Annotated in this window: 23 protein-coding genes and 1 pseudogene; 17 read left to right on the forward strand and 7 right to left on the reverse strand. The window is 42.2% G+C overall.

Annotated features, from left to right (window positions below; genetic code table 11):
• The 12 genes from R7Z41_RS22710 to R7Z41_RS22765 form a co-directional block, all read left to right on the forward strand.
• Positions 1–1895, forward strand: a 1895-nt coding sequence (locus R7Z41_RS22710) for a Tn3 family transposase (protein ID WP_318136421.1), incomplete at its 5' end; no start/stop codon positions are given.
• Positions 1896–2233: 338 nt separating this feature from the next.
• Positions 2234–2593 carry a hypothetical protein gene (locus R7Z41_RS22715; RefSeq protein WP_025624789.1) on the forward strand — a complete coding sequence of 120 codons (360 nt, stop codon included), beginning with the start codon at positions 2234–2236 and terminating at the stop codon, positions 2591–2593.
• Between the two features lie 412 nt (positions 2594–3005).
• Positions 3006–3845 (forward strand): 5'-deoxynucleotidase, encoded by an 840-nt coding sequence (gene yfbR / locus R7Z41_RS22720; RefSeq protein ID WP_181726410.1) that lies wholly within the window; start codon positions 3006–3008, stop codon positions 3843–3845.
• The gene (locus R7Z41_RS22725) at positions 3842–4075 is read left to right on the forward strand and encodes a hypothetical protein (protein ID WP_014386769.1); all 234 of its coding nucleotides are present in this window, start codon (positions 3842–3844) and stop codon (positions 4073–4075) included. The genes yfbR and R7Z41_RS22725 overlap by 4 nt, the downstream gene beginning before the upstream one ends.
• 83 nt (positions 4076–4158) lie before the next feature.
• Positions 4159–4545: a hypothetical protein gene (locus tag R7Z41_RS22730; RefSeq protein WP_014386770.1), complete on the forward strand. Its 387-nt coding sequence runs from the start codon at positions 4159–4161 to the stop codon at positions 4543–4545.
• 86 nt (positions 4546–4631) lie between these two features.
• Entirely contained in the window at positions 4632–5537 is a 906-nt protein-coding gene (locus tag R7Z41_RS22735; RefSeq protein WP_014386771.1) for a hypothetical protein, read from the forward strand.
• An 82-nt stretch (positions 5538–5619) separates the two neighbouring features.
• On the forward strand, positions 5620–6177 hold the full coding sequence (locus R7Z41_RS22740) for a hypothetical protein (RefSeq protein WP_014386772.1): 558 nt from the start codon (positions 5620–5622) through the stop codon (positions 6175–6177).
• A gap of 219 nt (positions 6178–6396) precedes the next feature.
• Positions 6397–6957 (forward strand): hypothetical protein, encoded by a 561-nt coding sequence (locus R7Z41_RS22745; protein WP_014386773.1) that lies wholly within the window; start codon positions 6397–6399, stop codon positions 6955–6957.
• A 149-nt stretch (positions 6958–7106) separates the two neighbouring features.
• Positions 7107–8885, forward strand: coding sequence for a toprim domain-containing protein (locus R7Z41_RS22750; RefSeq protein ID WP_014386774.1), 1779 nt, complete (start codon positions 7107–7109; stop codon positions 8883–8885).
• A gap of 312 nt (positions 8886–9197) precedes the next feature.
• Positions 9198–9749, forward strand: coding sequence for a hypothetical protein (locus R7Z41_RS22755; RefSeq protein WP_032073025.1), 552 nt, complete (start codon positions 9198–9200; stop codon positions 9747–9749).
• A 77-nt stretch (positions 9750–9826) separates the two neighbouring features.
• Entirely contained in the window at positions 9827–10267 is a 441-nt protein-coding gene (locus R7Z41_RS22760) for a hypothetical protein (RefSeq protein WP_032073026.1), read from the forward strand.
• Positions 10268–10639: 372 nt separating this feature from the next.
• On the forward strand, positions 10640–12094 hold the full coding sequence (locus R7Z41_RS22765) for an LPD1 domain-containing protein (RefSeq protein ID WP_014386778.1): 1455 nt from the start codon (positions 10640–10642) through the stop codon (positions 12092–12094).
• Positions 12095–12096: 2 nt separating this feature from the next.
• Here the strand turns inward: R7Z41_RS22765 and R7Z41_RS22770 are convergent, their stop codons facing one another.
• The 3 genes from R7Z41_RS22770 to R7Z41_RS22780 form a co-directional block, all read right to left on the reverse strand.
• Positions 12097–12390 (reverse strand): helix-turn-helix domain-containing protein, encoded by a 294-nt coding sequence (locus R7Z41_RS22770; protein ID WP_014386779.1) that lies wholly within the window; start codon positions 12388–12390, stop codon positions 12097–12099.
• Between the two features lie 825 nt (positions 12391–13215).
• A complete protein-coding gene (locus R7Z41_RS22775) occupies positions 13216–13986 on the reverse strand; it encodes a hypothetical protein (protein WP_101905927.1) in 771 nt (256 codons plus the stop codon).
• On the reverse strand, positions 13983–14330 hold the full coding sequence (locus tag R7Z41_RS22780; RefSeq protein WP_014386783.1) for a hypothetical protein: 348 nt from the start codon (positions 14328–14330) through the stop codon (positions 13983–13985). The genes R7Z41_RS22775 and R7Z41_RS22780 overlap by 4 nt, the downstream gene beginning before the upstream one ends.
• A gap of 364 nt (positions 14331–14694) precedes the next feature.
• On the opposite strand from R7Z41_RS22780, the gene R7Z41_RS22785 reads away from it, so the two are divergent.
• Positions 14695–15990: an SIR2 family NAD-dependent protein deacylase gene (locus R7Z41_RS22785; RefSeq protein WP_181726411.1), complete on the forward strand. Its 1296-nt coding sequence runs from the start codon at positions 14695–14697 to the stop codon at positions 15988–15990.
• A 151-nt stretch (positions 15991–16141) separates the two neighbouring features.
• On the opposite strand, the gene R7Z41_RS22790 is transcribed toward R7Z41_RS22785, so the two are convergent.
• Complete coding sequence (locus R7Z41_RS22790; RefSeq protein WP_014386785.1) at positions 16142–16600, reverse strand: hypothetical protein; 459 nt, start codon at positions 16598–16600, stop codon at positions 16142–16144.
• Positions 16597–17517, reverse strand: a pseudogene (locus R7Z41_RS22795) (hypothetical protein); the annotation flags it as partial. The pseudogene R7Z41_RS22795 and the gene R7Z41_RS22790, both read right to left, overlap by 4 nt.
• Before the next feature lie 986 nt (positions 17518–18503).
• On the opposite strand from R7Z41_RS22795, the gene R7Z41_RS22800 reads away from it, so the two are divergent.
• From R7Z41_RS22800 to R7Z41_RS22810, 3 genes are read left to right on the forward strand one after another with little or no spacing between them, the layout of a single operon-like run.
• Positions 18504–19052: a dual specificity protein phosphatase family protein gene (locus R7Z41_RS22800; protein WP_014386789.1), complete on the forward strand. Its 549-nt coding sequence runs from the start codon at positions 18504–18506 to the stop codon at positions 19050–19052.
• Between the two features lie 57 nt (positions 19053–19109).
• Positions 19110–20078, forward strand: a complete 969-nt coding sequence (locus tag R7Z41_RS22805; RefSeq protein ID WP_014386790.1) for a tyrosine-type recombinase/integrase — start codon at positions 19110–19112, stop codon at positions 20076–20078.
• Between the two features lies 1 nt (position 20079).
• Positions 20080–20868 (forward strand): hypothetical protein, encoded by a 789-nt coding sequence (locus R7Z41_RS22810; protein ID WP_102558614.1) that lies wholly within the window; start codon positions 20080–20082, stop codon positions 20866–20868.
• Here the strand turns inward: R7Z41_RS22810 and R7Z41_RS22815 are convergent.
• Together R7Z41_RS22815 and R7Z41_RS22820 are read right to left on the reverse strand one after the other, a co-directional pair.
• The gene (locus tag R7Z41_RS22815) at positions 20865–21353 is read right to left on the reverse strand and encodes a hypothetical protein (protein ID WP_159408528.1); all 489 of its coding nucleotides are present in this window, start codon (positions 21351–21353) and stop codon (positions 20865–20867) included. The genes R7Z41_RS22810 and R7Z41_RS22815 overlap by 4 nt on opposite strands.
• Before the next feature lie 2 nt (positions 21354–21355).
• Positions 21356–22300 (reverse strand): DNA-binding protein, encoded by a 945-nt coding sequence (locus R7Z41_RS22820; RefSeq protein ID WP_014386794.1) that lies wholly within the window; start codon positions 22298–22300, stop codon positions 21356–21358.
• Positions 22301–22565: 265 nt separating this feature from the next.
• On the opposite strand from R7Z41_RS22820, the gene R7Z41_RS22825 reads away from it, so the two are divergent.
• Positions 22566–23177 (forward strand): DUF2913 family protein, encoded by a 612-nt coding sequence (locus R7Z41_RS22825; protein WP_159408527.1) that lies wholly within the window; start codon positions 22566–22568, stop codon positions 23175–23177.
• Positions 23178–23439 lie beyond the last annotated feature (262 nt).

Raw genomic sequence — 23439 nt, forward strand, 5'->3', positions numbered from 1 at the left:
TGAATGACAGGGATATCCAGACCCTCTGCCTTTACCTGAAAAAACAGAAACGGACCGTGGAAGAGTACCAGTGGCAATATTATGACGAACAACGAAACCTTCTGGAACAGTTGTTAAGACCAGTGTTCCTGTGCCTTGAATGTGAGGCCGGTAAAGGCTCAGAAGCCGTCGTCGCCCAACTTCAAAAGATGCAAACGGAAATTGTATCCGGTGAATCACTGATGACAATGGATACGTCGCTTATCCCCAAAAAGCACCTCCCATGGCTGGTGAAACAGGATAACGTTAATCCGCAACGTTATGAATGGCTGCTCTACCGGCAGTTAACTTCACGACTGAACGGACGTATTTATCTGTCAAATGTCACCAAATACCGGGCACTGGAAGACGACCTGATCCCCCAAACATCGCAGGATGCACTGCTGGAGTCATCAACGCTGGACAGACTAAAACAACCTGTTGACGCATTGTTACAGGAGAAACAACATCGACTGGAAAGCGCGCTCAAAGACGTGGCGCGCCATATTGATGAGGGAGATAATCGCAATGTAATCATGAAAAATCGCTCGGGCACCCGCTGGCACCTGCCAACAAAAGGCGCTACATCTCTGGTCAACAATCCCTTCTTTAAGCGAATGCAGCCAGTCGGTATCGCGGATGTCCTGCGGTATGTTGAGCGCGAAACCGGGTTTATGCGATGCCTGACACATGTGCTGCCAATACAAAAACAGGGAACTACTCATCAGGATGATTTACTGGCCATTCTGATTGCTAACGCCACTCACCGTGGTGTGTATGGTATGGCGCAGATCTCCGACCGCAGTTATGAACACCTGAGTACAGTACAGGCTAACTATATCCGACCTGAAACGCTGCATGATGCCAGCGACGTGATCAATAATGCGGTGGCTTCATTACCCATCTTCCGCCACTACCATATTCAGGAGGACCAGTTGCACGCCAGTGCGGATGGTCAGAAATTCGAAACGCATCTGGAAACGTTTAAAACCCGGTATTCCTCGAAGTACTTCGGTACCAATAAAGGGATCACGGCCATGACCCTGGTCGCCAATCACAGCGCGCTGAATGCACGGATAATCGGCTCCAACGAGCATGAATCACACTATATCTATGATCTGTTGCAATCCAACAGCAGCGATATCAAACCTGACGTACTCTCGACAGATACACACGGTGTCAATCACGTCAACTTCGCTTTATTGGATCTATGCGGCTACAGCTTTGCACCGCGATACGCGCAATTTAACAGCGTCATCAACGATCTGTTTGATGTGACTGAAAGTGAACAAGGCAGCACCATACTGGCGCTAAAGAAGCCTATCAGAACGAATGTTATTACAACGGGATGGCAAGATATCAGGCGTATTGTTCTGTCACTTCAGACAAAGCGGACGACACAAGCAATGCTGGTAAGAAAGTTGTCTGGTTACCCTTCTGGACACCCAATATTACAGGCTCTGACGGAGTATAATCGACTGGTTAAAGCGCAATATTTACTTGACTACATCGACGATGCCAGTTTGCGGCAGTATGTGCAACGTGCCCTGAACCGGGGAGAAGCATGGCACTTCCTTAGACGAGCCATTGCGTCGGTGAATGGTGATCAGTTCCGTGGCAAAAACGAGTCTGAAATCGCTATCTGGAATGAATGCGCAAGATTGCTTGCCAATGCGCTCATCTACTTCAACTCCGCGATACTGAGTCATCTTCTGGGACACTTTGAAGCGACAGGTGATGAAGAAAAAGCGGCTATCACTCGTGCTGTTTCGCCCGTTGCATGGCAAAATATCAACTTAAGCGGGACGTATAACTTCACCAATACCGGAAAATTGCCTGATATTAGTGAAATTACGAAGCCAATCGTGGATGATTAAGCTTGGAAACGAAAGTAACCCACAGCTGGAGGCTATATAATACAAAGCCTGTAGCATTCTATGTTACTTTAGAGGGGAAAATCCCTAGAACCCCAAGTTGGAGCAAAAAAAGTAGTGACCAAATCAGCGTAAAAGCATCAAGAAGGAATAGATCGTTATTATGACAGAGTTCTTGATACTCAGAATCTTATTAACGCTGCCAAAGTTGGTTTATTAAACGAAAAGCAATTTCTATGGGGAAAGTTATCCCTTAATTCTTAAACATGCTCTTTAACAATCAGACGTTGATTCATTCCTACCATAAGGCGTTTACCGTTATTTCAATCGCAGGAGGAATTATGAATAACGTATCGTCTGAAATGTTCACATCCCAAACAGCTTGCGGTCAAACCTTAATCCTTGAGGTTTTTGGTGAAGTCGGTGCAGTCAGTAAAATGACTTTAGGCAATCGGTTTTTCATTGCCGTTAAATGTTATCCGCTGAATAGTGATAGCCCTGATCAGGTTAATTGGTTTTTTGATTACTATAAGAACTATGCGTGGTTGTTAGATTGGCATGATTTGAAAAAGGGTTGGTTATGCTATCAAAAAGCACAAAAACAACGCTGTGATAGCGTGAGTAGTGCTTTCTGGAATTACTTTGAGGGTAAACGGATAAAGATGGCTGGTCGCAAAGGGGCTGTATTTAAGTGGGTGTGAATTTGGGGCGGAGAAATCCGCTCTAATCAACAACAAGAGGGAAAAATTCGTGCATCATTGTGTGGGATTTCTTCGAAAAATTTGACACTGATAATCAAGCAAAAATGACTCCACAATGAGATATTGAGAATCAAACGCCCTAAAAGGGCAAATAGACGTTTCGTGAACCATTTGGATTGGCGATAGACTAAAAAAAATGTCGGCTTTGCTGACGTTGAAAGGTAGCTGGCCTACAAGCAGCAACTACATTCTGAATGGAATACATTCCATCAGAAATCTGATTAAATATTTCGGTGTCAGGCCGAAAATACACCTCAAGAACAGTCCACAAGGACTCTCACAACTTAACCCACATGGGTACACGGGACCTATGTGGTAACTGTGTACCCTTCAAACTTCATTGGAGGATACTATGTCAAATTCAAACTATGGATTCCTAGCACTTGCTTTGCGTCAACGATTGATAAAACGCTGGTCACTGATGCATTCAGTACAGCCTGAATCAGTCTTGGAGCATAGTGCTACCGTTACGTTGCTTGCTCTTCTCGCTGGTCATGTCGCAAACCAAAAGGGGAACAAGGTCGATCTTGCCAAAATGCTTTCCCACGCAGCACTACATGATGTAGCCGAAGTTCTCTGTCAGGATGTTGTGACGCCAGTAAAAAAGGCTAATGACACTTTGGCGAGGGAGTTCGAGCGACTTGAAAAAGCTGCTGAGGAGCAGTTAATTCACACGCTACCTTTGGAGCTTCAAGGTGCAGTCGCGGAAGCATTTTCCCCAGGTGGCTATGAACAGCAACTGGTGAAAGCCTGCGATACCTACGCTGCATATATCAAGTGCAAACTTGAAGTGGCAGCTGGCAATGCGCTGGAGTTCCAAGATGCTCTCGACAAGATGATTGGCGTTGTATCTCAGTTGAAATCTGATTTCCCTGAGATCGAAGCAATAGATCAATGGTTCGGTGCTGGACTTAACTTGTCAGTAGATAAATTGCTGTCATGTAGCGATGACGAAGGTTGCTACATCAAATTTGTTACTGATCAGCGTCCGGGAGAGCCAGATATTCTTGCTGGAAATGAACAATCAGATCTTATTCTGACAGATCTCGAAGGCAAAGAGCTCAAACGAATCAAGCCAACTGCACCTTGGACTCATGAAACACTTTCCATGTTAACCATCTCTTCGGAATGGGCCTGTATGGGAGTTGAGGCATACCTTGGAAAGCAGTGGGTTGGGAGTACCGAAGTATGAATAATAATGACTTCAAACTAGTACAAAGAAATACAGATGAATGGGACAAAATGTGGAACGAATTGGCCCAACATCCATTAAATAATGGCGACGCGGTTTGTGAAGAGTCAGTTACTGGAGAGTGTTGGCAATACATGGGTACGCAAGGTGGTAAGCACAATTTTCGCCACCGCTGTCACCCTAAAACAGGTTGCCGCCAATACCTAGATATCGACGCTGTGACCGTATAAGTAAACCAATCTTTAAACCCTAACGGGGCATCAAAGCCCCTTTGGGGCCTTGGTGTCCCTCAATGACATATTTGGAGGATTCCATGTCAATTTGTGATGAAGCAATGTCTAAGGCCACTAACAAAGGCTATTTAATAACCGCAGAAGGCTGCACTCCAGTCGATATTCCAAAAGAAGACGGATTACAAACTATGTATAAGCTAATCGGCTGTAGCATGGTCCAGAGCTTTGATTGGGAGCTATCGAATGGAAAAACAGTCAGTCTTTATCTTGATGAAGAAGGACTGTTCAGTAGCGGTATCAAGCTCGGTTGTATATTACATGGTGCAGATTCACCTGTTGTAGGCAACATCATCGTGCTGGGTACTCCAGATTACAGCGATGGTGAAGGTTATGACACTTCTGCACCGGAAGACTTTGAAGAGCATCAGTTGATCGCTCGGAAAGGTCTTTTGGACATCTGTGCTTAACTATTAAATCCGAAATCATTAAAACCCTAAGGGGGCACCAATCCCTTAGGGGGAGGTGTCTCCTCAAAAAAAACAAGGAGATAGCTATGATTAAAACTCATTTCAATAACCAACTGAAAAAACTTGGCTACCCAGAAGGTCTGACAATCGAGTACAGCCTTAGTTACTGTCAAGGTGATGGTATGAGTTTCTATGGAAACCTCGATGAGGATGATATAGAGAAGCTTATGCTGCGAATTTATGACCCAAATACAGCAGGTGAAAACGCCGTACTTCGCGTAAAAAACCTTTTGGTTCGTAAAGAAGCATTATCTATGTTGGAAATATTAAGGGAAGCAGATATAGGATGTTGCAGAATGTCGATTGAGCGAAACTCTCATGGGCATCGGTACAGCCACTATAACTGCATGGATCTTTTTCATGAAGTCGATTTTGAAAGTTTCTCTGAGGAGCATTTTGAAGCGATTCGTGCCGCTGGTCTGGTAACAGGTGAAGTGACTGATGAGCACATCACTAGATGGCAAAGCATTTGGAACGACTTTGTGGGTCGTCTCGAACATGACATCAAATCTACATCCCAACAGCTTGAAGCCGAAGGCTATGCGCTGGTGGAAGGTACGCCATACGAAGAAGTTGTTTCCTGGGAGTTTAATACAGCTGACTACACAGTCCAGCTTAAAGAGCATCCCGAGCATGACTTTGATATTGGATGCTGGGACGAAGAGTTAGCATTACAAACAATACAGGATATTGTTGATGGTAAGCAGCGCTATCTGAGGTTGGAAGCTAAGATCCTCGACCGAGAGACGGAAGAGGAACTAGCATCTGAATCTATAGGTGGCCTGGTTATAGATGTTAATGACAGAAGTTATGGAAGTTACCGCCGCGAATTGGTCAGTAATGCCATAGCAGAAGTTCGTAAAATACAGCTCAAAAATGCTATATCAGAACATCATCAAATGCAGGAATCGTTAGTTCGTAAAGCGGCCTAACATTTTTACTTAACCCTAGAGGGGGGCTTGCTCCCCTTGTGGGGCAACCCCCTTCGATTTAAATAATTGAAGGAGAAACACTATGGGATTTTTTAGCTGGAAAACGTGTGATTCAAAAGAAAGCATCTCGAATGTATATTCTGGACGTCAAGTTCGCACTGTTTACTTACTACAACCTCATGGTCAGAAACCATTACAGGAAAATGCTTACGAGGGCTATGGAATATTTGGTGGAGTCAACGCCCATGTCTGGCTGGCAAAAGCAAACTTAGATAAGAACATTGCATCTGGAATGGATGACGAAACTTTGCGGATCATAGGGGTTTATCTGAGCTGTGGCTTTGATTTTTACCGAGATAAGAACAAGCAAGTTTATGCTTGTTCAGACAAGGTGATGGTGATAGAAGCTCTTGGCTTGTTTGACTTCCCGATTGTAAAGATAAATGGTTATGATGAAATGTTCACCGTCGATGGAGTATCTGGCACAATGGAACAGCATGAATGGAATGGACGTTTAACAAAGCAAACTCCGCCTTCAATTGCTTATCCTCTGAAATTTTCGTTTAACGAAAATGCGCGATATGAAGCCTATTCGGCATCAGAGTCGTGTGACAAGCAAGGATATTTCTACGATGATTAACAGTGAGGGGCGAAAGCCCCCACTTTCCCTTAGGTGTTATAGAGCACCTAACGGAAAGTGACGAATTCTACTCTCATTGAGAGTGAAGACGCGATAGCTGGTCGCTAAAAACAAACAGCATTCAATTTAAGTGAAAGTTCTCTTTCACCCTTCATAACCCAGTCGGGTACACCAACCCGACATGGGCCAGGTGTACCTGCAAACTGTAGGAGTACACCTATGTCTAACATTGCAATTCTGCAACATCTGCAACAACGTATGCTTGAAATTTCGAATGCGGAAAAACTACCTCTCCATTTCAAATCTAATTTGGAGATTGATGGTAAAGAGCTCGAACGTTTCAAAAGCAATCCAAGCGGTAAATTCGTTTGGTTACTGCGTCCTTCTGGAACTCAAATCGTTCCGGTCGGACTTGGCGTTAATCCCGTTCATATAACGTATTGGATCTGGTCAGAACAAGGACCAGAAACCAAAGCGTTTGTCGTGGATATCAACGCTGGCACCATAGAGAAGATTACTCATGAACAAGCAGAGAGCCTCATTATGATGCCTCCTTGCAAAATCTCTACTCTAATGAGTAAAGAAGAAGTAATCGAGAAAGTAGCTTACGTTCTCCGCGAAGGCGTAAACAGTAAGATTTGGGGAGCTTTTAACCCTCCATCTCTTGATGATTACGCTAAGTGGAATTGGATCGACTGGCTAACTTACTTCAAATCATCAGGTAATCACCTGATGCAATCCTTCTTGGGTAAGGCCATACGCAGAGTTAATGGTCAATAGCCCAAAATCAAACCCCAGCCGGGGAGAGCATCTCCGGTAGGGGAGCCTCCTTGGCTATTTTTTCCCGGTGTCGGGGTTTCCCTAAAGCCCCTGATACGGGGGGACTTAGGGAAGCCTCGATGTCGGGGTTTCAGCTAAGGAGAAACACTATGGATAACTCATATTTCTATAAAGCAGACGAAGTTCGTAGCCTCGCTAAGGGTCAATGGCTTTTCATTTTGGCGCATTTAATGCCTGAACTGGAACCAGCACTCAAAAAAGCGGGAAAGTCCCATGTTACATGTCCGTTTCATGGTGGAAAAAAAGACTTCCGTATGTTCAAAGATGCTCACGAAACAGGTGGTGCTATTTGTTCTTGCGGTTCTTGGCATGATGGCTTTGAGCTATTAAACCAAGCAAGAGGGTGGGATTTTACTGAATGCCTACAGCAAGTTGGTGACTTGTTGATGGCTCCAAAGCATTTCAAGCGTCAGCAAAGCTCCAATAATACAAGTTCACCGCGCCGAGCACAGCAATCTGCTCCGGCAAAAGTGAATAACACCAAATACGATCCAAATCGTCGCCCTAAGTATCAGGGCACTTTAATTGCTCACGGTCAAGCTCCTTACCAGGACGACCCGATAAATGAACCAAGCTATTTTGCTTACATTCGTTTATCAACGGGCAATGAACGTAAGATTTGGGGCGTTGATCTAGAAAGAGCAATCGGAGAATGCGGTGCTGTATATGGTGATGAAGTCACTCTCACAAATTTGGGACGTGAAGCTGTTACCGTAATGCAGCCTGTATTTGAAGAAGGCACTGGAGAGATCATTGGTGAGAAACCAGTTCAAACACATCGCAATACGTGGTTGGTTGAAGTGAAAACTAAGAGTGTTCGTACTGCTAAACCAGAGTCTGTAGCGCAGGCAAAGGTTTCAAACAGCAGCTATGTCTCTCACTCTGCTCCTGGTTCTTATAACGAAGAGTCATGGGCTGATTCAAATGTTCCGACAGAACAACATGAGGATAATCATTCTTCATGTAGCCCTGTTGAGCATCACCAAGAAGCCGTAGTTGAACAAGAACATTCAGAAAGCAAGGTTGTTCCGCTCTTTGCTGAGCAGTCAAAGCCTTGGTTGATGGAACTTCAAGAGGAAATGCAAAAGAGAGCTCAACGCGAACGTGTTTACAATGCTCGCCTTTGTGAAAAAATTGAGAAGATCTGGAATGAATGTTTGCCCTTTAACTGTGCAGCAGCTGAGCCGTTACGTGCCTATTTCGTCAATCGCAAACTTTTGTTTGCACATGATGTAGTAGAACAGACAGACAGCCTGCGATTCCACCCAAGTATGTCCTATTACGATGAAGATGGTAATGAGGTTGGAAAATTTCCAGCCGCAGTACAAGCCATCCGAGACGCGAAAGGAAACTTGGTTACTTTACATCGTACATATCTGACCAAAAGTGGTAAGAAGGCCAAAGTAGAATGCGCTAAAAAGATGATGCCTGTTCCTGATGGATTGAGTGTCACTGGCGGTGCAGTTCGCTTAGGTATGCCAACAGAAGGAGTATTAGGTTTGGCAGAAGGCTTGGAAACAGCATTGTCTGGGTTCCGTGCTACTCACATCCCTACATGGTCCACAGTGAATGCTACTCTTTTGGAAAACTTTGAAGTTCCAGACGAGTTAGACATCCACACTGTCGTTATCTTTGCAGATAAGGATAAGTCGCTAACAGGGGAACGCTCCGCAAATGTGCTGAAATCTAAGCTTGAAAAGCAAGGATATACAGTTCATGTGCTGTTACCTAAGCTGCCCATTCCACCTCGTGCAAAAGGTATAGATTGGAACGATGTCCTGGTAACTCAAGGACAGATGGGATTCCCGCCGATTAGTACACTCCGCGAGTTTATTGCGCGTAGGGCAGGTGCTTATGGGCGTGTATAACCTAGCAGAAGTAAACACTGAGCCAGGTAACGAAGCTACTTGTCCCTTCTCACCTCCTTTGGGGTGGGAAGGTGATGAGAGCGCCTATCTAGAATTGATGCGTCAACGTTACAAAGACAGAAACTTCAACCAATTAATAATTGGAACTGTCTGGTGTTCAAAAAAAATGGACATACATTACTCTGGGCCGTTTGCAGAACAGGCAGCTCAGATTGTTAATAAACTCCGGTAGCATTTTAGCTACCGGACCATCTAATTACTGAGGGGAACCAAACCTGATGGGTCTGTTCGTCTCACCAAAGGAGAATAACTATGGATATGCCGCAACATCTTCGAAACCCAATGGTAGTTGAAGATGCAATGAAAAAAGCTGAGCCGCTTGCAAAGCAAATGGGGCTTAGTTCTATACCTGACGACATGCTTGAGTTGATCTGTCCGAACTTAACTTTCGCAGGACAATTCACGCCAGGGCTTTACGCAAGATTTCAGAGTGTGAAGCAACTACTGAAATCACTATCGGAACAACACAAACCTAAGCATGGCCATATTGTGAATTTAACGACACAATATGCGAGTTACGAAGAAGCAGTCTTGCTTTTACGTGAAGGTGAAATCAGAGGTGAGAATTTGATAGCTTCTGTGGGTGGAAAAAACCTAGATGATTTCGATATGCGAGATTATGGCATAGCGATGCATGTTGGCTGCGGTGGACCATTTAACCCCATTACTGATAAGCATATTCAAACACTATTCGAGTTCGATATGTTTGAGACTACTTATAACTTTTGGGGAGCTTATTGTGGTAATGGAATGATTGAAGTTACTGTTCCAATGAAGCGATGGTTTTTAACTTTGAATGAATAAATATTAATTTTTCAGTTTAACCCTGGAGGGAGATGTGCCCTCTAGGGGCTCTCTCCTTAAAAACTAAGGAGATAACAATGATTAAGTATATTTTTAACACTTCATTAAGGCAGGAAGTGATTATTGATACCGATAGCAATATTGATGGATATCAATACCACTATATTAATGTTGTTGAACACATTGCTTCTGGTGGAGAGGTTCAAAGGTTTTATCAGGCTGTCGTTGTAAAAAAAACTAGTAGTCTTACTTACCACGATAGTTTTGCTACAGACTGGTTTTTGATTAAAAACAATAAACTTTATGTTTGTACTGATGAAAATGGGGAATGTCTTGTTGAATATAGCTCTGAGCATGAAGGCGAAACATTGCCCCTGACTCCTTTTTCCCGAATTGAAATATGTGTAAATAAGAAGGACTCGGCAATTGGATACGCCGTAGCTGAGTTCGCAAAAAGTGTTATAGACAGGGTATTCAATGTCAATGTTGCAAGTATCCCTGTCGTTAACCTGGGATAGTTCAAAAGCGCAGGGGGAAACCCCTCGCTTTCCTAAGCATCCTAAACAGGTTTCTTAGGAAAGTGCCTTGAGCGCTGATGTGCGATAGCTGGTCGCCATAAATAAACAGCATTAATTCACTTTTTATAACCCACGAGGGTACATCACCCTCTTGGGGTTGGTGTACCCATTTGAAAGGAGTACACCATATGAACCAAGCACTTCAATTGAACCCAACTCAAGTACGCGAACAAGCATCGGTAAGAAGGCTGGATTTTTAAGGCTTTGTTCATGCATTATAAATCTGCCGAGATTGGGCATTTCCGCGTTAGTTAACTAAGTGTTCTCTGGTGTATAAGTGTAATTCTATAGTAGAACCAAGAGTCTTATTATATGGGCAAGTTAGACGACACCGGAGAGTATTTACCTTTTGCAAAGAAGCATTTGGTATTAGGGAAAGATAACGGCGACACAAACATTAGCCTTAAATCAATTTGGCCGGAACCTAATTGGCAAGAATTGTGTGATGATGGTCTGTCAGTTGAAGTATGCGCATATTTATCGGTTTACTATTCTGGTTGGAGGAATAACCCCCGTCCAGCTCAGCCATCTGTCAGTCAAGAGCAATGGACAAACGCATACGAAAAATCACTACTTGTTTTGCAAGAGTTGTTTGAAAACGTAGCTGACAATGATGATGTAAAGTTGCTACCGGAACGATTTCGGAGTCGGATGGGTATCCCTAAGAAAACTGGTAGGCAACATATTAGAGATGTTTACCCATTGTACGCTGTTGGTAGAGGTGAAAATAGAACCTACAAAACTCCGTTTGCCTTGACGCTACGACAATCATCTTTAATTCATTTGCTGCCAAAATTAGGGTGGCCTTATACAATCAAGCCATACAATGTTGACCTATTTCCGGTGGCCTTCGAGGGGGGATTCTACCGACTGTGCTCGATACAAGGAAAACGGTTTGTATATAAAGAAACAGAAGAGTTCCCTAACAAATTCAAAAGTGAAACGGATGCTATAAATGCATTACGTTGTCACATGAATTTAGATGTATCGCCCTATATCCCCAGAAAGAAAATCGAAACGATAAGAAACATACAGCTCAGCTATGATGTTACACCAGAACAATTCATAAACACGTTCAATTTTAGAGGAGTTCAGTTTGGGAGCTCTATGCCAGACAAAGAACGTCAACTGTTTGTAAACAATAGCTTTTATGCATTCAAGGTATTAGCTCATATATTAGAGATACCAGACGGATGGATAGGGCTTGGAGGACAACTTGGCATAGCTTTCGGCGCAAGGGGGCAGGGGAAAGCAAGCGCCCATTATGAGCCAGACCTAAATATCATCAATTTGACTCGGCGGAGTGGACCTGGTGCAATTTCTCACGAGTGGTTCCACGGAGTTGATGCTCTTCTGGCAAGGTCTAGAGGATATGAGGGTAAATTGATCAGTGAGTTTATTACTGGCGTAGACATGGAAAACGCACCTGATAAGTTCAGGAAAAACATTCTCCTTATGAGGAATATCATTACTAAGCAACTTTGCTCTGGTACTAAGTATTTCAATCAATCACAGAAACTGGCAGGCCAGAAGGGAGCGCGAAAATACTGGATAGAAAGAAGCGAGATGTTAGCCAGGGCTTTTGAAGCTTTTGTCCAGGACTCACTTATAAGCAAAGGAATAAGTTGTGATTGGCTTGTTATGGACACTTTACTTTCAGATGTGCCTAAAGAACATCATGACAAGCATCCTTACCCGCAAGGCGATGAACGCAAGAATTTAAACTACTCGATGTTTAATCTAATGAAAGGGATTTGGAGTAATTAGGTTTAGCTTCTTGATAAAAAGTAGTCGAGTAGAGCACCTTTTCTAATCTCCTTTTTTTTAAACTGATCAAGCATATAGAAAAAATCAACATGATCGATACCATACAAGTCAAGGAGAGCTAATGCATCAAATAGGTCAATCCCAGTATGACCATTTTCGAACTTGGAAATGAAAGATTGGTTAACACCGATATGGTTGGCCGCGTCAGCCTGAGATAAGTTGCTTTTTTTCCGAAGCTCCTTAAACAGGTCACAGACAAATAAATATTCACTTCCTCCTTTCTGATAGAAATTCACAAAACACCTTGAAAATTATCTAGTCCACGAGTTACGCATGAACATGCGCGTCAACGAAGCGACAAAATTGGATTTCTCTTGATCATTCATCCGGGAAAAGTTGGCAAGATACATTTCCCGTTGAGTTACGATTGTCATTAGATTTGCCTCTAGCGGAGATGATGAGTCAATCAATAACTGAATGCGTTCAGGGATCTCCTCGGCAGTGCTAATGTCAAAATTTGTATTGTTTAACAAGAACATGCTGTTTCACCCATAAGAACCCCGTAGGATTATACACCCAAAGGTCAATTATTCCGAGTGGAATAATTCGCAAGACTTTAGCCGAAAACCAACCGGATTGGCTGGTGGTGAAATATGCAACCTGAGGGAGGACTTTTTTGTCGCCACAAGCCAATGTTCTCGCATAATAAAGTTTGTACATAACGGGACAGTAAATCAGTTAGTTGCGGTAGTTGGTACAATATAGTTTGTACACTAATAGGAGTAATCGGTTTGCTGCACCCTTTAGTTCTGTCTGCACCTTGCGGTAAGTCATACCTCTAACACCATGTTTTAGTTGGCCTTAATAACTACTGTACAAACTTTATTATCCCAATCTTGGCTTTGTGTACAAACTTTCTGGCCTCTGTACGAACTACCAACACAAGTGGGTTCTGAAATAAATCTGGAAAGGTTTGAGTGGTAAGGCTTGTTAGCTTTTTCCAGAAAAATATCGATTCTTGGCCATTTTTCTAAAAATGGAGCACTGATGATACCACTTTCCAGAAAACTGACTAAGGGAATACGATTATTTTTGCCTTTAACAGTTTTTACGCGATACCGTTATCGGACATAGTTATCAGCCCATAAGATACTGTAATTATTCTCAATGCAATAATCCAACATATCTTCGAAGGTATGGATGTGCTTTCGAGTCATGTCTGAATGTATGTTTTTGAGTATAATTACTCCATTATCAATGCTAATTGCCTTGTGCGGGTTAGTTACCACGCTGTCAATGTGAGCAAATTCAACCTTAGCGTTGTTATCAATGCATTCGCCAGTAAATTCGCACTGTGTGATTTTATAGTGTTCAATTCGGGATTTTTTTAGTTGTGGTCGATATCGCTCCACTTCATCAGCGTATAAATTATGATAATCGCGTAGCGTTGGATGATAAATTAAGTACTCTACCAACTGATGTACGTATCGGAGGTACAGGTTTTGCCGTTGATTTCTCCGTGAAGAAATGTGAATTCTCGCCTCAATCAATGCTTTAAAGTCAAAGCCAGATATGCACCTATCTCCATTTATCGTATGACTTCGGGTAGGTGAGACTAACCTGCCATAGCCATTGCGTATCATGGAATGTTCTGCTCCAGAATTGCCAGTACGCAACAAGATATTTATCTTATCGATGTTAATGAAAAGTTCGCCAGCATTACTCGTTCTTGTCGAGTCTAAGAAAGCATTTCGAATACTGGTCAATGTGCCTTTATCTAAGCTGTCGATCAATGCTGAGGCTAAACGGTGCTGTTCATGCAACTCCTCTGAGGTGATACCCAGTGAATTCAGGTATTGATATCTGATCTCGGGTGGATTAAATGAACTCATCCCAATTTCCCCAAAGTCAGTTGAGCAAATGCTGTCTTGATGTTTTGAGTTACTTCCTTTGCATCAATCCCCATCTCGGCAAGCTCTTCGCTTTTAGACTCATGAAATAAGGCTAAATGTAGTTTTCTCAGGTCGCGTGCTCTTGATATATCTTTCTGGTGAATGGGTCGAAACTGTAAGTGTGTATCGTAGATATTGGTTTGATACTCGCAGAGTTGCGAATAATAAAACGCTAATTCATGCAACCGACTTTGAAAGTAACGAGTATTTGGCCCGTCGCTGATGATCGCTTGCTTTAGTTTTTCTTGCATACCTGTTTTGGATATGGGTTGAGTGTTGCTCAAAACCGCCCCCTATAACTTCAAGTTGATGATTGTCTGATTTTACAACGCTGGAATCGATAAGATGTTACGATTTGCAAGGTTCAATTTTCCCCTTTTAATCAATTGATTGTTTTGGTTTTCGTAAGAGGGGAGTAAGTTTACCTTAGCACTTTCCAGAACTGTGTCTATGCAATAATTAGTGACATATAAAAGAGTCTGTTTTATGCCTTATGTTGCTTATTTTTTCTTTTTAGTATTTGACTGTCTAAATCTACAGATTATGTGCTTGTCAAAATACTGTCTATAGCGTCAGAATGGTTGAATATAAACTACAAGCATATCTGTCTAAGAGGGCTTAGGTAAGTGCAATTTGAGAGGGAGATCGATGATTTACGAGCAATATAAAGAGTCTGTTAAAGCAGACATCGAAGCCTGTATGGAAAATTTACAAGTGCAGCCCATTTTGTTTGTTGGCTCAGGCATGTCTCAGAGGTATTTTGATGCCCCTTGCTGGGATACTCTAATGCTTGATTTAGCTGAGCGTTGCCCTCTTATCACAAAGCGCTTTGCTTATTATCAGCAGCAGTACGCCAAGGATAATACAAAAATTGCATCTGTTTTTGCTGACACTTATTCAGAGTGGGCTTGGGAGGATGGGCAAGATAAGTTTCCCAATGAGATGTTTGAACCTGAAGTAACTAAAGATAGTTATATCAAGTATGAAGTGGCTTCTTATATCAATGGTTTAGCTGACAAGTTTGATGTTAAAGCTAATGCTTATAGAGATGAAATTGAATCACTTAGAAAGGTTAAGCCCCACTCTATTATTACAACAAATTACGATGATGCCTTAGAGAAAATTTTTCCTGACTATCATAAAGTTGTTGGACAAGAGATAGTGAGAGCCAATTATACTTCTTACGGTGAAATTCTCAAAATGCATGGCTGTTCATCTCAATATGAAACGATTGTTCTTACAGCCGAAGACTATACTGACTTCAATAAGCGGAAAAAGTATTTAAGTGCTAAATTATTGACTTACTTCGCAGAACACCCACTCTTTTTCTTTGGTTATAGCGCTACAGATACCAACATTAAAGGTATTTTGTCAGATATCGACGAGATCCTTGCGCCTAATGGTGAGTTAATACCAAACATCTATATGGTGTGTTTTGAACCAGATTCAGAGAATAAGCGCGATCTTCCAACAGAACAACTAGTTACTATTGATGCGACGAGAAGCGTTCGACTAAAGGTTATTTATGCTTCTGGCTTCAAGTGGATTTTTGATGCTTTGTCATCTTGCACTCCTGAGATAACGGTAAACCCGCGGCTTATCCGTTCCTTGCTTGCTCGGACGTATCAGCTAGCAAACTCAGATCTACCTAAGCAGGAATTGCCCTTTAACTTTAAAATGCTTCAGGATATTGAGGAAAACTCTGAGAAATTACCAACTTTATTTGGAATAACCCACCTTACTGATGTTCAGGCATTAAACGCTAATTTTGATTACACTTTGACTGATGTTGCTAAGGCTTTGGGGGGGAGTTATTGGAACCACGCAGAGCAACTGCTCAATAAGATATGGGAGGATAAAGGAGTCAACATTAAAAACTCTGATAATAATTACCATCTCTCGATAAAAACGGGAGCAAAGTCCATGACTCACAAATACTCGTAAAATGCCGTAGATTTGCTTCAAAAAGTCCAAAATGGCGAAGAGTATAATTTAGATTTGTAAATGTTTTTTGTATGACCTGCGCAACCTAAGTAAAATCTTCTAAACCCTTTGGAAGTTCAGGTCATAAGCATTAAAGTCATGCAGATGAAGGCTACTTTATTTGTATAATTTTCGTCTTTTTCAGTTCAGCCAATTGTGCTCTAAGGTTGGTGTTTTCAAACTCTAACTCTTCTTTATCACTAAGAGCTTTAACGAGTCTGTCATTCAGATGATGCTGAGCTGCTGCAAAGTCTGCTAATTGCTGCCTAACGGTATCATACTTCTCTTTGTAGTTTTGCTTGATACGCTTTTGTTCGTTTAGCTTGGTGCGTACAGTCTGGATCTCTGGTTGGACTATTTCACCTTTGCCTGTCGCAATTTCAGCTTTGGTCTGTTTAACCTTCTCAACAAAATCAGGGTAGTAATAGCCACTGCCATTACCCAAATTCGCCTCTTCCTCGACAGCTCTAACACTAAGTTTACGGTGAGCGGGAATACGTTTAGGTTTTCCTTGTTTAATGCGCTCTAGAGCTGCCTCTAATACTAATAGTGTATTTTCGCTCTTGCTCATAAGTTAGCTACCTCCAAATCAGGTTCAAAAGGGGTAAAGGACATATCAAAGTCAGCCATGACTTTCTCTGCGGCTCTTACTTGAGTGACATAGTGGCTATGTTCACTTACCGAAATTTCTTCGCCAGATTCCATGTAAGCAACTAGACTGCGGTGCTTTTTCTGCCACCACTTAGCCTGCTGCTCGTCAATGATGCTACTTCCAGAGCCACAATCAACACAGAACTGGGGAGTGACCACACCGTCCATATCGCAATCATAACCAGATTTGCAATAGCTGTGCATTGAACCATGCAGTGTCAATTTGCCATCCTTTACTGCTTTATAGATAACGTCCCATGAGCTATAAATGGTCGGCACATCCCCTCGCATTTTCATGATTGCTTTGCCATGAGTCCCTGATAGCGTTTCATCAGAATGCCACTGTCTAAAGATTTTATTCGCGGTGGTTTCTGCATTGATTTCATCGAGTGCCTTTTGCACTTTCTCGTCCACTTTCAGGTCCCGTAGGCTCGCAAGTTTGCCACCATTGGTGTACCACTCGGTCATCGAGAGGTAGAGGTGCTTAAATTGTTGTTTGAGCGCAACCAAAGTACCTAGACGGTTTTTGATGCAGTAAAAAGCCAAGGTACGCCTAAACTGATGGGGTGTCATGTGCCATGGTTTTCCAACAATTACATCTTTTTTTACACGACTTGGTGAGCGAGGATTCGACTCAAGGCATTCAACGAAATCCTCTTCGGTTACAATGAAATTAAACTGATTACAAAAACGCTGTAGTCGGTGATTCCAGCCTGTAATCAATGTTGGGGGCTTGGAGCGGTATGCTTTATTTACCCAAATGGAGTCTTTGTATTTTTTATCTGGGTAAGTGGTTTCTTTGCGCCATTCTTCAGTTAATGTGGTCACAAACTTTATTGTTCCAAGACAGCCAATAACTGGTGTAATATTAACCTTAAATTCTCTACTTACGAAAATGTACCTTTTCCAAAGTAGAGCTTGTAAAATTTAAAGGTCGAATAGTTTGCGACTCACTTTTCGCGCACGAGGGGCATAAAGTCACGTATAAGCACCTTTTTGAGTGGATAAAAGGAACGATAGCCGTCCTATTCTAAAACCATGATATACCGGGTGGTTTAGCAGTGGCGTTATCCATTTTGGCGAACTCTATTCTACATAGAGTTGTATGTTGGCAAACTTTATTTTACCTACACACTTTTATTTTCATATTTCGGCACAACAAGGTACGGAGGCGGAAAATCGTGGATTTAACTGAAATGGCACTAGTAGCAGCAGTACTTTCAACTCTTGGTTTTGCAGTTACCCTTATACGGCATGTCTTGTTTAAAAGGGAGTTCTATAAACTAAAAGAGGACATGAAAAAACATACTCTTGAGCACGGTGTTAACGAGGAGCTATGGATTTTATTTGTTACGCGGTCACGGAAGATGCTTAGGTTCTGGAGGTAACATATGCTAAATAAAACAAAGTTTGAAAAAGTTCTAAGTAGAGTGATCAACAAAAACAGCGCTCGTTGCTCAAAGTGCAAGCGAATGTTTACTCAGCCATGTCATACCTTTGGTGGTCTCGATGCAGAGGGCAAAGTTCATAATGTAGCTCTATGCTGTAGAGACTATATTGTAGACATGCGCCATTATGGTGTTTATACAACCCTTCCAGTTAATACAGCAGAAGGTGAACGCCAGGCCAAAGAACTATTAGATTCCCACCCCAAAGACGCAAGCAGGTATTGACTGTTCTAGTGAAACAGCGAGCAAAACCAAGATTGCACCAAACGAACAAAGAGTAAAAGTAATTAAAAAACAGCCAGATACAAAGCCGTTCTAACAAAACAAAGACAAAATTCCCTTTATTGTCCCAAAAGAACACTCGAAGAGAAGCCAATGTGTAACGGAAAAGTTATTTTTGTTAGCCAGAGAGAGGCTGAGACTATTCACCCAGAGCCCGGAGTAGCAATGATTTCTATCACCGATCCGGGAAAACCTTTAGCTGAACTAGGTTCCTGGGAGCTGATATACAGAGATTCTTTTTTTGATGGAGGCTATAGTGAAGACGCTATCCACATCCATAAAGATGAGTTTCGAATGCGCTATTGTTCTTATATTGATTCAGAACAGGCAGAGAAACTAAAAAATTTCATATCTCAACTAATCTCTTCTGGAGTGAATAAAATCTACGTTCACTGCTATTTTGGTCGTTCACGCAGTGGAGCTGTTGCTAAATACCTGGTGGATCAGTTCGGTTTTGAAAGCAATAAACCAATTGAGAGCCCAAATATGACTGTATATAAATTGCTATGTAATCCAGTACGGTTTGAACCCTTGATCCAGCAATATGAACAAGCTGCTAAAGCTCCTAAAGAAGAAAAGCAACCAACAATATCCCAGAAGTTCGTAGATTTATTGATGGTAGCTTTAGGGCTTAAAAAATAATCAGTGAATGTGGCCCCTACTCTCGATACAACGTGCATGAAAAGAAGAGAAACCAACATGGAATATCACGCTAACAACATAATAACTGCGGAACAACAAGGAGAGCTGATCACCGCAGAACAGATTAAGAGCAGTATAAAAACTAACGCGGCATCAGCCTATTTACTTAGTCTCCGCTCAAAGCTTAGCCGTCAAAAAATGGGTTACTTCCTGAATAATGTAGCCAAAATGACGGGCAACCAAAGCATGTTTCATTGTGACTGGGGGACAATGAGACGCCACCATGTCCAGGGTATTATTGACTTGCTTATTGATGCAGGAAGAGCTCCAGACACCATTAACACCTATCTTGCTGGGTTAAAAGGCGTCGCTCTTGAAGCATGGACAATGAAGCAGATTGATATGGAAAGTTATCACCATATCAAGCAAATAAAGAATGTGCGTGGCGAAAGAATTCCCAAAGGGAGAGCGCTAGAACGTCATGAAGTTGCCCAGCTTTTCAAAGTGTGTGATGAAGACTCACGATGTAAAGGAGTTAGAGATAGTGCAATTTTTGGGGTGCTTTTAGGCTGCGGTTTAAGGAGAGGTGAAATAGTGGCCCTAGATCTAGGCCATATAAATTGGCGAGAACAAGCAATTACAGTTATGGGTAAAGGTAATAAAGAACGATTGGCCTTTATGCCCGACGGAACGCTTAGAAGATTAAAATTGTGGGTTAATGATGTTCGAGGTGAACAGCCTGGGCCTCTTTTTCCAAGAATTCGACGACATGATGATGTACAAGACAGTCGAATGACAGATCAGGCAATCTACGAAATCTTGAGAACTCGACGAATGGAAGCTGGGTTAGAGCATTGCTCTCCTCATGATTTGCGTCGGACTTACGCGAACGACTTATTGGAAACTGGCGTTGATATCATGACCTTAAAGGATATGATGGGACATGCTAGCGTTACTACCACTCAAAGGTATATTCGCATCAAAGATGAGCAAATGCGAAATGCAAGTAAGAGGTTGGTAATTTAACATGCTCGTATCATTTCTGACATGGTTTTTAGTTGGTTTGCTGCCCATTGTGCTGGTGGTCATTATTCAAAACCTTATTGGAAAGTTGTTAACCCCTATTGCGCTTCGCAATAAAGCCAGCCGGGGGGTGTACTTAGCTACAGCAGCTATTGGAGTGCCTATTCATGAACTCAGTCATGCTATTGCGGCGTTCCTTTTTCGGCACCGAATAACCAAAATAAAGTTTTTTGAATACACAGCTGGGCATGGCCGCTTGGGATACGTCGAGCATCAATGGAACGTGTTGTCACCGTTGCAAAATGTCGGGCTTTTCTTTATTGGTATTGCTCCTTTGATAGGAGCTGGTGCAGTCATATACTTAACTACAAAGCTAATGCTTCCAGGCTTATTGGATACGCTGGCTTGGCGCATAGTAGAAATTCCTATGGGAATAACGGGCGATCCAGTCAAAGATGCTTTCTATGCTGTGCAGTACGGCATTTCTGGTGCTGGTATTGCGATTCTTTCCGTGAGCTCGGAGCCTCAGTTCTGGCTCTGGATGCTGATCAGCAGCGTTGTGGCGTTTCACTCGACACCAAGCAAAGCTGATATGCAGAGCGCATGGAAGGGAGCGATAGCCGTAGGAGTGTTATTAACGGGGATTGTCTTCATTTTCGAGGCTTATTATCCACTAACCGAAATGGTGGTTGGTTATTGGCTTTACAGTGTATCTATTATGTCTGCCACAATTGTATTTTCTATGCCTTGGTGGGTAATATTGCTGATGATCGCTATGGTTTCAAAACGCTAGCTCTCTGTTTTTTTAGCTGTTCTCTCAAGCAAAGCGCTTTGGCGGAGTATTGCCAACACATCAGCAACCGTCATTTTCCATCCCATAGCAAGACGTCGAATGATAAACGAACCTAATTCAGTACGTTCTTGCGGATTAAACAAACACTGTTTAACCTGCCCTGCTTCTGATAAGGATAGTGAAATCCCTTCGGGTCCATTATGTTGTAATTTGAAACCTTTGTTACGCTTAGAACCGTGATAAGCCCCCTCAGATAAACGAGCAAGGCCGAACAGTACCTGAGTAAAGCTGGTAAGCTCATACCTTGTCAACTGGACGGAAATTTTTTCCTGCCAGTTTGCATCAGTGCCAAGAAGTGGCGCAATCTCGATTGTGACCGAAGGATATTCATCCTTTTGGGTCTCTGTATACTGGAACTGAACTACAACACGCTGGTATTTGTTATAGATTTTAAAAGCTTCACCAAACAATTTAGTTTCGCTCATAACTAATCTTTCACCTCAAGTTGCGACAATTTTTTCTTTGTACTGATATGAGCTTTGCGTTCGGAATTCAAATCAGATTCAAGTTTGCTTTTTGCTTTTGAAGTGGCCGCGTGAGCTGCTTTTTCGGTATCGAGAGCTTCGCTAATTGTCTCCAGTCGCCCCAACCCTTTCTCTGATTGCATAAGCCGCTCTTGAAGATGGTTAACTCTATCCTGAGTTGTTTGATGCGATTCTTTCTCTGCTTTTAAAGATTCACGGAGTGCTTCATTTTGAGCACTTATAGTCGCGTTTTGTGTTTCTGCTTGGGTGAGTTTTTCGCGGATATCTTTTAACTCAGAGCGTAGTTGTTCACGGTTAGATTGAGCCTCTTCTACCAGCTTACTGCTGTCCTCAAGACGCATCTCCGCTTTGGCTAAGTCTGTGGTTAATCGGTCAATCTGAGTTCGATGTTCAACAATCACCCTACTCTTTTCTTCTAGTTGATCACGCAGTGTCTGTTCAGTAGTAGTCCAAGATGATTTGGCCGCTGCATGTTGTTCGCTATGTTCCTGTGCCAACTGTTCTTTCTTTTGAACTTCAAATTGAAGGCGCTCTATTTTGCTTTCAGCATCAGCTAAGGCAGAAAGAGCCTCTGCTTCGGAACTTTTAGCAGCACGTAGCGTTTCTTCAAAGCGAGATTCAATAGCAGTTTGAAACCTGCCCATCTCTTTCATAAATGAGTCAGCAAATGCATCACTGAATCCCATTGATTCCATTAAATGAGCCTGGGATGCTTCGAGCTCTTCACGCCACTGCCTAACAAAGCCTAGAGCCGTTCCTTTGGAACCTCTGCCAAGTTCTGCGATCACTCGATTGCCGCTTATCTTTTCTCCGGAAGCATGTAGACGGTCACAGACACCTTTTACGTCTGAATAAGTCAATGCAGGACTTTGTTGCCGCTTTTCCATAATCATTTCTCTTCAAAAAAATCAAGTATACCGTCAATAGTATGCCAAATACGGTACAGTTACAAACAAGTGTACCTTTAATACGTTAGAATTGAATGGCGGTACAGTTTGATTGTTTTGCATCTAGATAAATAATCATAACAGACTGATATTTAAGGATGTTATTATGGTTTAAATCGAGAATGAACAGGTTGTAAGGTGTACCGATTACTGTACTTTCGGTACACCAGTTCTAAACCAACTCTTTAAGTGCGAGGTGTGATAAATGAGAAGAAAAAGTGGTGATTATCCACAATTGGTAAATGACTTAGTAATCAATACATTGTTACACCTTTATATGGAATGTAGCGATACACGTCGGTTTGTGCCTCTCCACCAGCGAAATGCGATTGTTATGCGTTATCTGAAATCCTTACTCAAAAAAGCAGCATACAAGGAGACAAGAAAAGATATTAAAGCTCTTATTTACGCTGGGCAGAAAGGTGACAAGTTGGAAGAGCAATTGTGGAGGCTCAAATCTCTTGTTAATAATTATGGCAATGATGTTGAAAAGTTTTACGGATTCCTCAACTTAATTGAGAGTACGTTAGCTATTTACAGTGAGTTATTTAAAGAAAATACTGCTGTCGTTTCGAATAGAGTTTATTTGTTAGCTGATCACATTGATAATGGCTTTGACGATAATGGGAGGCAAGTAGCCCCAATTGCTCTATCTGTGAACTCTTCAAAATGGAAGCAAATACCAGCGTTGGCCGAAGAACATGGTCATTTCTATATTGAGATTCTTGATAGTGATGAGAGTAAAGCAAACCTTTATGTTCACCCTGCCGCAATGAAAAGAGCCGTTCACAAAGAACATGAAAAGGAGTGTGACTGATGGCAGTGTAGGATGCAAACCGCTACTACACTGCCCTGAGTGCTAAGTTCAAGCACGATGTTTAGCTTTGAGGTTTTTCACATGCTTAAAGTTAGTTTTAAGCCCCTTTTCTAAACGTGCAGACTCTAGACTCTCATAAACACTATTAATGTCGATAAAAGAGCTTTCCTTGGATTGTTCATAAATGGGGTTCTAGGGATTTTCCCCTCTAAAAAGACATAATCCTCTGTAGACCACACCAATAAATGGCTGCGGAGGTGGG

The organism is Vibrio sp. 1457 (assembly GCF_033340195.1).
Classification (GTDB): domain Bacteria; phylum Pseudomonadota; class Gammaproteobacteria; order Enterobacterales; family Vibrionaceae; genus Vibrio; species Vibrio alginolyticus.

Coding starts and splice junctions, on each gene's coding strand:
- R7Z41_RS22735 (WP_014386771.1), top strand. CDS start 4,632: ATGATTAAAACTCATTTCAATAACCAACTGAAAAAACTTGGCTACCCA.
- R7Z41_RS22790 (WP_014386785.1), bottom strand. CDS start 16,600: ATGAGCAAGAGCGAAAATACACTATTAGTATTAGAGGCAGCTCTAGAG.
- R7Z41_RS22715 (WP_025624789.1), top strand. CDS start 2,234: ATGAATAACGTATCGTCTGAAATGTTCACATCCCAAACAGCTTGCGGT.
- R7Z41_RS22730 (WP_014386770.1), top strand. CDS start 4,159: ATGTCAATTTGTGATGAAGCAATGTCTAAGGCCACTAACAAAGGCTAT.
- R7Z41_RS22800 (WP_014386789.1), top strand. CDS start 18,504: ATGTGTAACGGAAAAGTTATTTTTGTTAGCCAGAGAGAGGCTGAGACT.
- R7Z41_RS22750 (WP_014386774.1), top strand. CDS start 7,107: ATGGATAACTCATATTTCTATAAAGCAGACGAAGTTCGTAGCCTCGCT.
- R7Z41_RS22760 (WP_032073026.1), top strand. CDS start 9,827: ATGATTAAGTATATTTTTAACACTTCATTAAGGCAGGAAGTGATTATT.
- R7Z41_RS22740 (WP_014386772.1), top strand. CDS start 5,620: ATGGGATTTTTTAGCTGGAAAACGTGTGATTCAAAAGAAAGCATCTCG.
- R7Z41_RS22805 (WP_014386790.1), top strand. CDS start 19,110: ATGGAATATCACGCTAACAACATAATAACTGCGGAACAACAAGGAGAG.
- R7Z41_RS22825 (WP_159408527.1), top strand. CDS start 22,566: ATGAGAAGAAAAAGTGGTGATTATCCACAATTGGTAAATGACTTAGTA.
- R7Z41_RS22765 (WP_014386778.1), top strand. CDS start 10,640: ATGGGCAAGTTAGACGACACCGGAGAGTATTTACCTTTTGCAAAGAAG.
- R7Z41_RS22725 (WP_014386769.1), top strand. CDS start 3,842: ATGAATAATAATGACTTCAAACTAGTACAAAGAAATACAGATGAATGG.
- R7Z41_RS22815 (WP_159408528.1), bottom strand. CDS start 21,353: ATGAGCGAAACTAAATTGTTTGGTGAAGCTTTTAAAATCTATAACAAA.
- R7Z41_RS22810 (WP_102558614.1), top strand. CDS start 20,080: ATGCTCGTATCATTTCTGACATGGTTTTTAGTTGGTTTGCTGCCCATT.
- R7Z41_RS22785 (WP_181726411.1), top strand. CDS start 14,695: ATGATTTACGAGCAATATAAAGAGTCTGTTAAAGCAGACATCGAAGCC.
- R7Z41_RS22775 (WP_101905927.1), bottom strand. CDS start 13,986: ATGAGTTCATTTAATCCACCCGAGATCAGATATCAATACCTGAATTCA.
- R7Z41_RS22755 (WP_032073025.1), top strand. CDS start 9,198: ATGGATATGCCGCAACATCTTCGAAACCCAATGGTAGTTGAAGATGCA.
- R7Z41_RS22820 (WP_014386794.1), bottom strand. CDS start 22,300: ATGGAAAAGCGGCAACAAAGTCCTGCATTGACTTATTCAGACGTAAAA.
- R7Z41_RS22745 (WP_014386773.1), top strand. CDS start 6,397: ATGTCTAACATTGCAATTCTGCAACATCTGCAACAACGTATGCTTGAA.
- yfbR (WP_181726410.1), top strand. CDS start 3,006: ATGTCAAATTCAAACTATGGATTCCTAGCACTTGCTTTGCGTCAACGA.